Consider the following 13,253-nt stretch of genomic DNA (forward strand, 5'->3'; position numbering starts at 1 on the left):
GAGGAATACATGATTCTATTTTTAGCAGGCACAAGTGATGCCAGAGCATTAGCCATTCAATTGCAAAATCAAGGTTATCCCTTATTAGCAACAGTAGTCACAGAATCTGCAGCCGAAAGTTTAAATGCCCACCATATTCCTTATCAAGTAGGGCGGTTATCAGTTGATGACATGATGGCGCTTATCCAGAAGCTAAAGATGACCTGTGTCATCGATGCCAGCCATCCATATGCGGAAGAAGCTTCGAAAACCGCAATGGCTGCAGCACAAGCATGCGATATCCCCTATATTCGTTATGAAAGGCCGGAAGAACAGTTTATTTCTCCACTAATTACAGAAGTTGAAAGTTATGAAGAAGCAGCTAAATTAGCTCAATCTCATAAAGGGACGATCATGCTGACAACAGGAAGCAAAACCTTGGAAATATTTACGAAATATTTAATGCGTGATGAAATTCGGCTTATTTGCCGAATGCTTCCGAATATAGGGAACATGGAGAAATGTCATAGTTTAGGCATAAAACAAAAGGACATTATTGCGATCCAAGGACCATTTTCAGAATCATTAAATAAAGCACTATGTGAGCAATATAATGTGACTTTAATGATTACCAAAGAAAGCGGCAAAGTGGGATCTGTAGATGAAAAAATGACAGCTGCTCTGCAATTAGGGATTCCTGTAATTTTAATAAAGCGGCCAGCGATTGAATATGAAAATTTTTGTACATCTTTTGACGAAGTAACTAAAATATTGGGAGGTTTTATTCATGGCAAATATGAACTTTAATACAACATTTATTCCTGTAACGGTCGATCCAGACAAGATTTATGATCACAGTTTCGCCATTATCAAAGAAGAAATGGGTGAACATTCTTTTACTGATGAACAATGGTTAGTTGTTCGGCGGGTGATTCACGCTTCAGCAGATTTTGAATTAGGCCGCAGCATGATTTTTACGCCTGATGCTATTGAGGCAGGGATTCAATCCATTTTAGCGGGCCGTCATGTAGTGGCGGATGTACAAATGATTGAAAGCGGTTCTGGCCGCAAGCGATTCCAAAAACACGGCGGGGACTTGCATTGTTATATTGCAGATGAAGATGTCTCAAAGGAAGCAAAGGCTCAAGGAACAACCCGCGCTATTATTTCCATGCAAAAAGCAACACGTTTACAAGAAGGAGGAATTTATGCCATTGGCAATGCGCCAACCGCGCTGCTGGAGTTAATTCGATTAATTAAGGAAGGTGAGGCAAAACCTGATTTAATTATTGGAATGCCAGTTGGCTTCGTATCAGCAGCAGAGTCGAAGGCGGAGTTAGCCGTGCTGGAAGGAATTCCATTTATTACGAATGCAGGGAGAAAGGGTGGCAGTACAGTGACAGTCGCTGCACTTAATGCCATTTCGATTATGGCGGATGAACGAGCAAAAGAAACGAAATAAAAAAGACCCTTCACAAATGCGCCACGGCTATACGACAGGAGCTTGTGCAACAGCGATGACAAAGGCAGCCTTGCAAGCGCTTGTCGTTGGAAAGGTACCAGATGAAGTCACGATTTATTTACCGGTTGGACAATATGCAACATTTAAAGTCACCGCATTTGAAGTGTCAGATAGAAGGGTAATGTGTGAAACAATCAAAGATGCCGGTGACGATCCTGATGCTACACATCAAGCACGAATTCAGAGTACCGTCCGTTATTCAAAAGAAAAAGGCATTCATTTAGACGGCGGGGTTGGTGTAGGGCGAGTGACAAAAGCGGGACTGCCTGTACCAGTTGGTCAAGCAGCAATAAACCCCGTACCACGAAAAATGATATATGGCGTTGTACAAGAAGCAATTGAAAAGTTTAACTTGGATTGCGGAATTGAAGTAATCATTTCTGTACCAGATGGTGAAGAAATTGCTGAAAAAACACTGAATGGGCGTTTAGGCATTATCGGCGGAATTTCGATATTAGGTACACGGGGAACAGTGGTTCCATTTTCAAGTTCTGCTTATATGGCAAGTATCGTACAAGCGATTAATGTAGCAAAAGAATCAGGATGTGAGCATTTAGTCATTACAACGGGTGGACGCAGTGAAAAATATGCGATGAAGCAATATCCTCATTTACCAGAAGAAGCATTTATCGAAATGGGCGATTTTGTTGGTTTTACGTTAAAAAATATTGCCCGGAAGAAGATTCCGAGAGTCTCGTTAGTAGGGATGATGGGGAAGTTCTCTAAAGTTGCCCAAGGCGTTATGATGGTCCACTCAAAAAGTGCACCGATTAGCTTTGAGTTTTTAGCAGGTATTGCCAATAAAGTAGGTGTTGATGTGGAGACGCAGCAAGAAATTTTACAGGCGAATACGGCTTCACAGGTTGGAGACATGCTTCAGGGAAACGAGGCATTCTTTGCAGCACTATGCAAAAACTGCTGCTACTATGCACTGAATCATATGGATACTGACATGAAAGTATCGACAACCTTGTATGCCATGAATGGACACTGTTTAGGAAAGGCTGAGAATATTGACAAATTGGATGAAGATGATTGGTATAGGGGATAATGGCGCGGAAGGTTTGCTCCCCCAATATGCTGAGTGGATCAATGAATGTGATGTGCTTGTAGGCGGGGAGCGTCATTTGCAATTTTTCCCGGAATTTAAACAAGAGAAAAAAGTAATCAAAGGCGGTCTGTCAGCGTTAACAGCTGAATTACAGCAAGAAACAAGAAATGTCGTTATTTTAGTATCCGGTGATCCACTGTTTTATGGACTTGGCAGTGTGCTTGCGAAAAAGCTCCCATTAGAGATTTATCCTTATACCAGCTCGGTACAGCTCGCTTTTTCTAAAATGCAGGAAAGCTGGCAGGATGCGTATATTGTCAGCTTGCACGGCCGTTCTATTAAAGGGTTTGCACAAAAAATTGATGGGCGTAAAAAGATTGCTATTTTAACAGATGAAACGAATTCTCCACAGGCGATTGCAACGTATTTAAAACGATTCGGTATGACAGAATATGAAGCCTTTGTTGCTGAAAATCTACAAGGTAAAAACGAGCGCTGCCGCTGCTTCACATTGGACGAAATGGAGCAAACCTCCTTTTTTCCATTGAATGTTGTGATTTTAAAACAGCGTGAGGTAGTGGAACGTTCTTCTCTTGGAATTCCGGATGATGCCTTTATTCAGCGAAAGCCAGATAAAGGATTGATTACTAAAAGAGAAATTCGGACGCTTTGTCTGCAAGAGTTAGGGATTAAGGAAAATAGCATTGTTTGGGATATTGGAACCTGCACAGGTTCAGTTGCAATAGAGGCAGCGAAAATGGCTCGGGAAGGTTCCGTGTATGCCATTGAAAAAAATGAGGGTGACCTTGAAAACTGCTTGGAAAATCAATTAAAACATCGTACAGATTTTGTTGCAGTGCTGGGGAAGGCACCAGACCGTCTGGATGAATTTCCAGATCCGCATGCGATTTTTATTGGCGGCAACGGTGGAAATATGGAGCATTTATTGCAAACATGTATTTCACGCTTAAAGCCAAATGGACGACTTGTTATGAATATTGTAACGATTGAAAATCTGGCAGAAGCGCTTCGGCATTTAAAAGCATTAGGCTGTGAAGTATCGATATTACAGGTACAAATTTCTAAAAGTAAGCCAATCTTAAATTTAACACGTTTGGAACCGTTAAATCCAATCTATATAGTGACAGCAAAGAAAGGAAATGAATCATGAGAATTGGAACCTTATTTGGATTAGGTGTTGGGCCGGGAGATCCAGAATTAATCACAGTAAAAGCATTTCGCAGATTGCAGGAAAGCCCGGTCATTGCTTACCCCAAAAAATTAAAGGGCAGTAAATCTTATGCCCATCGTATTGTTGAAGTGTATATTAACCCTGCAGAAAAAGAAATGCTTGGTTTAGTATTTCCCATGACAAAAGATGAAGATACACTGCGAACTGAGTGGACAAAATCTGTGGAAGCTATTTATAGCTATTTAGTTCAAGGAAAAGATGTAGCTTTTGTGACTGAAGGGGATCCGATGCTGTTTAGCACATTTATACATTTAATGAACTTAATGAAATCGATGTACCCTGTTGTTCCGATTGAAACGGTTGCCGGAATTTCATCGTTTAATGGTTCTGTTAATCGCTTAGGGATTGCATTGGCTGACGGTGATGATCATGTCGCCATGATTCCTGCTACGGAGGATATGGAAGAAATGCGTCAAGTGATTGAAAACCACGATGCGATCGTCTTTATCAAAGTAGCAAAAGTTATAGACGGAATGCTCGATCTATTGGAGGAAATGAATTTATTAGAAAAAGCACATGTTGTTACAAAAGTTACATCTGATGAAGAGGTAATTTGGAAAATGAATGAACTACGGGGTGCAGAATTAAATTACTTGTCATGTATGGTGGTGCGCAAATAATGAAAAAAATTTGGATTATCGGAGCAGGTCCGGGCGATCCGGATTTAATCACGGTGAAAGGTTTAAAGTTATTAAAAGAAGCGGATGTTGTGATGTATACTGATTCACTTGTAAGCGAAACATTGGTAGCGGAAGCGAAGGAGTCGGCAGAAATTATCCGCACAGCAGGGATGCATCTTCAGGAAATGGTGGATTGTATTGTCGAACGTGTCAATGCAGGCAAAAAGGTTGTACGTTTACATACAGGCGACCCGGCGATGTACGGGGCAACCATGGAGCAAGTAGCACTGCTGAAGACGCATGATATTAGCTATGAAGTTGTTCCAGGTGTAAGTTCTGTTTTTGCATCAGCAGCAGCCGTTGGTGCCGAGTTGACGATTCCAGATTTAACTCAAACGCTAATATTAACCCGGGCTGAAGGGCGTACACCTGTGCCAGAGCGTGAAAAATTACAGGCACTTGCAAGCCATCACTGTACGATTGCCATGTTTTTAAGTGCAACATTAACCAAGAAAATTACCAAAGAATTGCAGGCAGCAGGCTGGGCAGACGATACTCCAGTTGCGGTTGTACAGCGTGCTTCGTGGCCTGACCAAAAAATCGTTCGCACAACACTAGCTGAATTAGATGAAGCAATGCGTGTCAATGGCATTCGCAAGCATGCGATGATTCTAGCAGGCTGGGCATTAGACCCGCATATCCATGAAAAAAATTATCGTTCGAAGCTTTATGACAAAACCTTTACTCACGGCTTCCGCAAAGGTGTGAAGGGCGAATGATTAGTTTACGTGAAGGGGAAATTCCTGTAATCGAAAAGCGCAAACCATATGCCCTTGTTGCCATAACGAAACATGGGGTGGCACATGCAAGAAGCTACACGGAAAAATTCCCATATGCGGATCTTTATTATATGAAGAAATTCGAACAGGGGGACGAAGAGGCGCGCCAAATTCAGTTATTTGATGGTACGGTTCGCCTATTATTGCCCGCTTTGTTCCAGCAGTATAAAGGAATCATTTGCATCATTTCCCTCGGTGCTGTTGTTCGCATGATTGCTCCGCTTTTGATTGATAAAAAGAAAGATCCTGCAGTGTTAGTTGTGGATGATAAAGGCCAGTATGTCGTCAGCGTTTTATCAGGTCATATTGGAGGTGCCAATGCCTTAACCCATGAGTTTGCCAATGCGATTGGTGCTTCACCCGTTGTTACCACTGCGTCTGATGTTCAAAAAACGATTCCCGTGGATTTATTTGGCGCCCAATTTGGGTGGATGTGGGAAAGTGAAGAAAAATTAACACCTGTTAGTGCATCGGTTGTCAATGAAGAGCATGTTGCCATCGTGCAGGAAACGGGTGAAAAAAATTGGTGGATGTACGAACGCCCAATGCCTGACAATTTGAAAATATATCCAACAATAGATGAGGCGATCATGGCAAAGCCGCAGGCGGCACTGCTTATTACTGATCGGTTAATTGAGTCACATGAAGAGGTACTGCTTGAGAACGGAGTTATGTATCGTCCAAAATCAATTGTACTTGGTATTGGCTGTAATCGTGGTACGGCATTGGCAGAAATTGAACAAGTCATAGATGAAACATTAGCTGAGCTGTGTTTAAGTAAAAAAAGTGTCAAAGCAGTTGCGACCATCGACTTAAAGAAAAACGAAATAGGACTGCTTGAATTAACGGCTAAACACAATTGGTCGTTTGTAACTTACACACCTGACCAGCTAAATGAAATACCTATGCAAAACCCATCGGAAACAGTCTTTAAATATACCGGTGCATATGGGGTCAGTGAACCTGCTGCATTGCGCTATGCGAATGCGAAAGAGTTACTGCTGGAGAAAAAGAAAAGCGGAAATGTGACTTTATCCATTGCACGTGTCAATTTTGAGGAGGAAGTACGATGAATCGATTTGTTCTAGCCGGCACAGGAAGCGGTGTTGGGAAAACAACATTTACAATCGGCATCATGCGTGCCCTTATGAAGCGTGGATTAACAGTCCAGGGTTTTAAATGCGGTCCAGACTATATTGACCCAACTTATCATACAGCAGTCACAAAACGTCCTTCTCGTAATATTGATAGTTTCATGATGTCCCATGATACAGTCCGTGCAATTGTCGCAAGAGCTAGCCAAGATGCAGATGCAGCTATTATTGAAGGAGTGATGGGCTTTTATGATGGCAAATCCCCATTATCAAATGAAGGATCTGCTGCTCATATTAGTGAGATTACACAAAGTCCCGTCATTTTAATTGTCAATGCAGCTAGTATGGCGAGAAGTGCAGCTGCGATTGTCAAAGGATTTCAAATGTTAGATAAAGGCTCCAATATTGTTGGTGTTATTGCAAATCAATTAGGAAGTAAAAGCCATTTTGAAATTGTCAAAGCAGCGATTGAACAAGAATGTGGAATTCCCGTCATTGGTTATTTGCTAAAAGGAGCAGTACCAATGATGCCAAGCCGTCACCTTGGTTTAGTGCCAGCCATAGAACGTGGTGATTTAGATTCATATTTTGATAGTCTCGCAGAAGCAATCCATGAAACTGTGGATATTGAACAACTGCTGGAAATTACAAAAACACAATCATTAGACATTTCTAAATCTATCTTTGATGCACAGCCGCAAAGACAAGAAGTACATATTGCAGTTGCCAAAGATGCCGCCTTTAACTTTTATTATGAAGAAAATCTAGAATTACTGCGTACATATGGTGCCACATTGCATTACTTCTCTCCTTTACAAAATGAGGAAGTTCCAGAAAATGTACAGGGGCTTTATATCGGCGGAGGTTTCCCGGAAGAGTTTGCTGAAGTATTGGCGAAAAATGAGGAAACGAAGCAATCAATTAGAATCACGCTTGAGCGGGGGGTGCCAACATTAGCGGAATGCGGCGGTTTTATGTATTTAACAGAGGAAATTGTGAATCGTCAAGGACAGGCATTCCCAATGCTCGGGATCATTCCAGGACGTGTGCGGATGCAAGATAAATTAGCGGCACTTGGATACCGGGAAATTACAGGTGTTCCAGGCAACTTTCTAATTAATGAAGAGGAGCAGGCAAAAGGGCATGAGTTCCATTACTCAACGTATGAGGGGGAGCATGCAACACCAGCTTATTTTAGTAAAGGCCGTTTTCGCGCTCAGCAGGAAGGTTACCTACATAAAAATATTGTAGCTGGTTATACACACTTTCATTTTGCTTCGAATCCACAACTTGTGAAAAATTGGCTGGCAGCATGTTTGGAGGATAAACAATGAATTATTTCCCACTATTAATGAATATTGACTATAAAAAGGTTGTTATTGTTGGGGGCGGACATGTAGCTCGTCAAAAAGTAGAAGCACTGCTGCCAACAAAGGCACTAGTGACAGTGATAAGCCCGGCTGTAACCGAAAAATTACAGCACTACATCAATGAAGGGTTTGTGACATGGAAAGAAAAAGAATTTGTACCTGCAGATTTAGATGATGCAGCACTTATTTTCGCCGTTACAAATGTCGAAGAGGTAAATAATGCAGTGGAAGAAGCAGCACAGCATTGGCAATTACTCAGCCGTGCGGATGCAAAAGGACGTGTTGATTTCATCAATCCAGCAGTCGTTCGCCGTGGTGATTTCGTATTGACGGTTTCGACGTCTGGAGCAAGTCCAGGTCTGACACGCCAAGTAAAGACGGATTTAGAAGAGCAATTTGGAGTACATTACGCGCATTATGTTTCATTTTTAAAAGAAGCACGCCAGCGAGTTTTACAAGAGTTTACGGGCGATGCGAAAAAACAGCTATTAGCAGAGCTCCTGGATCCACATTTATTACAATGGATGGAGCAAGGTGAAAACCAAAAATGTGAAGCGTGGCTACAGCAGCGTATAGGAGAAAATCGGTGAGGATGCTGATTTAGTGTCAACGATTGATGCCACAAAACATTATTATGCTGATCAGGATGTCAAAGCGATGAAGGGGCTTGAGTTTTAAGCACCCAGGACGCCATGTTTAAATCACAAACTGGCACCCAATTCACCAGAGAAGGATTGTCCATTTATGTTGTCGAGATTGAGGAGAAAATTAAATGATAAAATGTTCCCCTTTACAATTTGATTTTGAAAAGCTGTGGAAAGAAGGCATGTTAGACTGGCATGGCAAGATGCCAGAAAGAATGATCGATGATGTGCTGGAAGAAGCATATTGGGCTCAGTCCTTGAAGAAAAAAACATACAAGCAAACAGATAACTATGCAAAAAAAATTTACGAAAAAATGAAACTACATATCCCTCAAAATTCAACTTGTATTGAAATTGGGCCGGGATGGGGCAACTATTCCTTCCAACTCCATCAAGATGTCAAAAGTTTAACTTTAGTGGATGGTTCTGAAAGTGTGCTTGCTTATTTAAAACAATACTTTGAAAACGATACAAATGTTCAGTTCGTTCATAGTAAATGGGAAGAAGCGCAAATTGAGCAGCATGATTTTGTTATTGGGGTGAACTGCTTTTATCGTATGTATGAAATGAATGCGGCGTTGAAAAAAATGAACAGTCTTGCCAAAAAGCGCGCCATCATTGGTTTAACAACAGGACCTATTCAACCGCATTACGTTATTTTAGATGAGCAGTTTGGCTATGACATTAAACATCCTCGCCGTGATTATATTACCATCGTCAATATGCTGTATCAGTTAGGGATTTATGCAAATTGTGAAATGCTTAAGCTGGAGCGTGAGTATCGTTATGATACATTGCAGCAATTATATGAAGCACAGAGCAAAAAAATCTTATCACCTCGGTTTGATATGGCACATGTGAAAGCATCACTCGCACGCTTTATAGCAATGGAGGATGGCAAGTATGTATACCGTTACCCATTCTATGCTGCGATCATTAGTTGGGAGCCTGTGAAGTTACATGACTAAGTTTCGTTTTGACATTACTAAAAAGGGCTTTAATCGGGGGCACTGTTGATAATACAAATAGACATAGTGGTTACAAGATGATGGGAGAGGGGAGGTCGCTTTATGACAACATGGAATTTAACGCAAATGCAGCGTCATTTACTCATTTGCAATGGGGCAACTTGTATGGGAGCAGGAGCTGAGGAGGTCACGCAGCAAATTCGAGACGAAATCCGAAAAAACCGATTAGATGAGCATATTCATACATCGCGTACAAGATGTAACGGCCGGTGTAAAGATAAATGCGTCGTAATTGATTACCCAAAAGGGACATGGTATTCGGTTCAACATGAAGAAACTGCACGTGATATTGTTCATGATGAAGTTAAAGAAGATGCGATCATTTATTCAATGGAGCACGGTGTGCGGAAACGCAGTGAAGATCGCATAAAAGGAATTGAAAAATACAAGAAAGGTAATGGACCGATGAAAAAAGCTGTATTATTTGTTGGACATGGCAGCAGGCGAGAGACAGGGAATATAGAAGTTCGTGAATTTGTCGGGCAAATGAAAGAATACATTGATCCAGCCCTTTTAGTAGAAACATGTTTTTTAGAATTTGCATCACCAAATATTGAGGATGGGATCCAGTTGTGTGTTGAAAAAGGTGCAGATGAAATCCATGTAATTCCCATCATTTTATTACATGCAGGACACTCAAAACTGCACATTCCTGCAGAGATTGAACATGCTAAAGAGCATTTCCCAGATGTTCGATTTACTTATGGCCAAACGATAGGTGTTCATGAGGAAGTTTTTGAAATTTTAAAAACAAGACTTGCAGAAGCAGGTTTTGATGTAGATCAAAAACATGAGGAAACGGCTATTTTATTAATTGGACGTGGCGGCAGCGATCCATATGCTAATGGTGATTTTTATAAAATCAGCAGATTATTGTGGGAGAAATTAAATGTACCTATCGTTGAAAGTGCCTTTATGGGGGTAACGACGCCAACTGTGCAGGATGGGATGGAACGCTGTATAAAATTAGGCGCAAAAAAAATTATCATGCTCCCGTATTTTTTATTTACGGGAATTTTAATGGAAAGAATGAATAAAATGGCCGACCAGTTTAAAGAGACTTATCCGCATGTAACAATTGATATAGCTCAGTATTTTGGCTATCATCCAAAGTTAAGAACAGTACTGTTAGAACGTATGAATCAGGCCATAAACGGTACATCCACTGGAATGCAAGATTTAGAAAATTTCCGTAAATATGCGGAAGAACATGGGTATGAACATCATCATCACCATCACCATAATTAGAGAATAGACTGGTCGAAAATTAAATCAAGAAATGTAAGGAGTTCAAAGAAAATGGCTAAAGCTCTTCCACTTATGTTTCAAGGTACCAATTCGGATGTCGGCAAAAGTGTAGTCGTGACCGCCTTTTGCCGGATTTTCGCTCAGGACGGATATAAAACGGTTCCGTTTAAATCCCAAAATATGGCGTTAAATTCCTATATTACAGTAGATGGAAAAGAAATCGGCAGAGCACAGGGAGTTCAGGCCGAAGCCGCAGGGATTCAGGCAACCACCGATATGAACCCGATTCTACTAAAGCCGAACCGGGATAACCAATCCCAAATTGTCGTCCATGGTAAACCATATAAGAATATGGAAGCAGGAAGGTACCGCAGGGAATTCTTTCAAACGGGATTGGAACTGATTCAACAATCACTATCCACCCTATCCCAAAATTATGAACGAATTGTCATTGAAGGGGCTGGCAGTCCGGCCGAGATTAATCTGAATGACCGGGAAATGGTTAATATGCGGGTCGCCAAAATGGCGGATGCCCCAGTGATCTTAATTGGGGATATCGAAAAAGGCGGAGTGTTTGCTAGTTTAGTAGGCACCCTTCAGCTGATGGAACCAGAGGACCGAGACCGAGTGATTGGCGTAATCATCAATAAATTCCGCGGTGATATCCGCCTGCTTGAATCCGGATTAAAGTGGTTTGAGGAGTATACAGGTAAACCCGTTCTCGGGGTGATCCCTTACTTGAAGAATCTAAATATTGATGCAGAGGATTCCGTTGTTTTAAATCAATATACAGCCACTCAAAATACCGAAAAAGAATTGGATATCGCGGTGATCCAGTATCCGAAAATCTCAAATTTCACCGATGTTGACCCGTTTTTTGCTGAGCCGGATTGTCATGTCCGTTTTATTACCAGAGCGGATCAATTACACCAACCAGATTTAGTCATTCTCCCCGGCAGTAAGAATACAATTGAAGATTTGCTATTTTTAAGAAAGAGCCGCATCGCTCAAAAAATAGCAGAATTTCAGAAAAATAAACACTCCGTTCTTTTCGGGATCTGCGGCGGCTATCAAATGCTCGGTGATAAAATTGAGGATCCGTTAGCGATCGAGTCGCTCCATCAAGCAATCGAAGGCCTTCAGTTACTGCCAATTAAAACGACCATTACGAAAGAAAAGACAACGACCCTATCAAATGGGATGTTGCATCTTTTCGGAAAAACCTTTCATGTGACAGGTTACGAGATTCATATGGGGGAAACCGTGGCGACAGAAGAGTCGCAAGGGCTTATTTTTACAAATGAAAAATGGGATGGCTTTCATTCTTTAGACGAAACCATCATTGGTTCTTATTTTCATGGGATATTCCATAATGATGAATTTCGTGAGGAATTGCTTAATCAGCTCCGCCGTAAAAAGGGGTTGGAGCCCATCCACAAGCGCCCATCTTTTAACCAATTGCGGGAAGAAGCGTTTGACCGGCTGGCAGAACATGTAAGGGGACACGTTAAACTGGATGTCATTGAAGACTTAATAAAGGATTACCAAAAAAGGGGGATCACCCAATGAATAGCGTAAAAATAGCAATCCAGCCTCTTGATAAAGAAATAGGACAGCGAGTTCGTGCGTATATCGATACCTTAACCAAGCCTCCGGGCAGCTTGGGGAGATTAGAGGAATTAGCCATTCAACTGGCGGAAATGACATCTGAAAACTTTCCTGTCGTGTCACCGCCTGGAGTGGTCGTGTTTGCCGCTGATCATGGCGTGGTCGAAGAAGGGGTGTCCGCTTTCCCGCAGGAAGTAACCGTGCAAATGGTCATGAACTTTTTAAACAGCGGTGCGGCCATCAATGTCTTTAGCCGGCAAATCGGAGCCATGTTTGAAGTCGTCGATATCGGTGTGGCAGCAGATATTGAAGCAGACGGGTTTGTGAATCGGAAAATTCGCTATGGAACCAACAATTTTTGCCACCAGGATGCAATGACAAGAGAAGAGACCGAAAAAGCCATCGCCGTTGGCTATGAACGAGCGGAACAGATGATTCAACAGGGAATCAAATGCCTAATTGTTGGTGAAATGGGGATCGGCAATACGACGCCAAGCAGTGCAATCGCAGCAATTTTAAGCGGACAGGACATCGGTACTCTAGTCGGCCGAGGAACAGGGATTGCACAAGAAAAAGTTCGTCATAAACAAGAGGTCATCACACGGGCATTAAAGGAAAGAAACCCTGACCAGAAGGATCCCATCGATATTTTAGCTAAAATTGGCGGTTTGGAAATTGCCGGGATGACAGGTGCAATGCTTTCCGCCGCTCGAAACCGGATTCCGATATTGATAGATGGGTTTATTTGCACGATTGCAGCACTTTTGGCAAGGGAAATCTGTGAGACAGCAGCGGAGTATATGATTGTCGGCCATCGTTCTGTCGAGCCTGGACATGAAATTGCGCTGCAGTTATTAGGCAAGAAGCCACTACTTGATTTAGATTTGCGGCTAGGCGAAGGAAGCGGGGCAGCAGTGGCCTTTCCGATCTTACAATCAGCGACCTTAATGCTGAAAGAAATGGCCACCTTTGCATCGGCAGGAATTTCAAATGGGTAA

General features: G+C 42.0%; 13 protein-coding genes and 1 pseudogene. All 14 read left to right on the forward strand.

What is annotated here, in order from left to right; genetic code table 11:
- The first annotated feature begins 9 nt into the window (after positions 1 to 9).
- The 14 genes and pseudogenes from cobK to cobT all read left to right on the forward strand — a co-directional run bounded on the left by cobK (position 10) and on the right by cobT (position 13,253).
- Positions 10 to 786, forward strand: a complete 777-nt coding sequence (cobK, locus tag PH210_RS05005; RefSeq protein WP_289983518.1) for a precorrin-6A reductase — start codon at positions 10 to 12, stop codon at positions 784 to 786.
- Positions 767 to 1,441, forward strand: a complete 675-nt coding sequence (locus tag PH210_RS05010; protein WP_283865449.1) for a precorrin-8X methylmutase — start codon at positions 767 to 769, stop codon at positions 1,439 to 1,441. The genes cobK and PH210_RS05010 overlap by 20 nt, the downstream gene beginning before the upstream one ends.
- Positions 1,416 to 2,552 carry a cobalt-precorrin-5B (C(1))-methyltransferase gene (locus PH210_RS05015; RefSeq protein WP_289983523.1) on the forward strand — a complete coding sequence of 379 codons (1,137 nt, stop codon included), beginning with the start codon at positions 1,416 to 1,418 and terminating at the stop codon, positions 2,550 to 2,552. The genes PH210_RS05010 and PH210_RS05015 overlap by 26 nt, the downstream gene beginning before the upstream one ends.
- Positions 2,527 to 3,723, forward strand: a complete 1,197-nt coding sequence (cbiE, locus tag PH210_RS05020; RefSeq protein ID WP_289983785.1) for a precorrin-6y C5,15-methyltransferase (decarboxylating) subunit CbiE — start codon at positions 2,527 to 2,529, stop codon at positions 3,721 to 3,723. Before PH210_RS05015 ends, cbiE begins: the two co-directional genes overlap by 26 nt.
- Positions 3,720 to 4,424 carry a precorrin-2 C(20)-methyltransferase gene (gene cobI / locus PH210_RS05025; protein ID WP_289983525.1) on the forward strand — a complete coding sequence of 235 codons (705 nt, stop codon included), beginning with the start codon at positions 3,720 to 3,722 and terminating at the stop codon, positions 4,422 to 4,424. The genes cbiE and cobI overlap by 4 nt, the downstream gene beginning before the upstream one ends.
- A complete protein-coding gene (gene cobM, locus PH210_RS05030) occupies positions 4,424 to 5,203 on the forward strand; it encodes a precorrin-4 C(11)-methyltransferase (RefSeq protein ID WP_289983527.1) in 780 nt (259 codons plus the stop codon). Before cobI ends, cobM begins: the two co-directional genes overlap by 1 nt.
- Positions 5,200 to 6,336, forward strand: a complete 1,137-nt coding sequence (locus tag PH210_RS05035; protein ID WP_289983529.1) for a cobalt-precorrin 5A hydrolase — start codon at positions 5,200 to 5,202, stop codon at positions 6,334 to 6,336. The genes cobM and PH210_RS05035 overlap by 4 nt, the downstream gene beginning before the upstream one ends.
- Positions 6,333 to 7,691, forward strand: coding sequence for a cobyrinic acid a,c-diamide synthase CobB (locus PH210_RS05040; RefSeq protein ID WP_289983531.1), 1,359 nt, complete (start codon positions 6,333 to 6,335; stop codon positions 7,689 to 7,691). Before PH210_RS05035 ends, PH210_RS05040 begins: the two co-directional genes overlap by 4 nt.
- Positions 7,688 to 8,317, forward strand: coding sequence for a precorrin-2 dehydrogenase/sirohydrochlorin ferrochelatase family protein (locus PH210_RS05045; protein ID WP_289983533.1), 630 nt, complete (start codon positions 7,688 to 7,690; stop codon positions 8,315 to 8,317). Before PH210_RS05040 ends, PH210_RS05045 begins: the two co-directional genes overlap by 4 nt.
- 4 nt (positions 8,318 to 8,321) lie before the next feature.
- Positions 8,322 to 8,405 (forward strand): annotated as a pseudogene (locus PH210_RS05050) (cob(I)yrinic acid a,c-diamide adenosyltransferase); the annotation flags it as partial.
- Between the two features lie 94 nt (positions 8,406 to 8,499).
- The gene (locus PH210_RS05055; RefSeq protein WP_289983535.1) at positions 8,500 to 9,339 is read left to right on the forward strand and encodes a class I SAM-dependent methyltransferase; all 840 of its coding nucleotides are present in this window, start codon (positions 8,500 to 8,502) and stop codon (positions 9,337 to 9,339) included.
- Positions 9,340 to 9,441: 102 nt separating this feature from the next.
- Complete coding sequence (locus tag PH210_RS05060; RefSeq protein WP_289983537.1) at positions 9,442 to 10,647, forward strand: CbiX/SirB N-terminal domain-containing protein; 1,206 nt, start codon at positions 9,442 to 9,444, stop codon at positions 10,645 to 10,647.
- A gap of 51 nt (positions 10,648 to 10,698) precedes the next feature.
- Positions 10,699 to 12,216 (forward strand): cobyric acid synthase, encoded by a 1,518-nt coding sequence (locus tag PH210_RS05065; RefSeq protein ID WP_289983541.1) that lies wholly within the window; start codon positions 10,699 to 10,701, stop codon positions 12,214 to 12,216.
- Positions 12,213 to 13,253, forward strand: coding sequence for a nicotinate-nucleotide--dimethylbenzimidazole phosphoribosyltransferase (gene cobT / locus PH210_RS05070; RefSeq protein WP_289983543.1), 1,041 nt, complete (start codon positions 12,213 to 12,215; stop codon positions 13,251 to 13,253). Before PH210_RS05065 ends, cobT begins: the two co-directional genes overlap by 4 nt.

It is taken from the genome of Paenibacillus sp. BSR1-1 (assembly GCF_030403775.1).
In the GTDB taxonomy this organism is placed as follows: domain Bacteria; phylum Bacillota; class Bacilli; order Bacillales; family Cytobacillaceae; genus Neobacillus.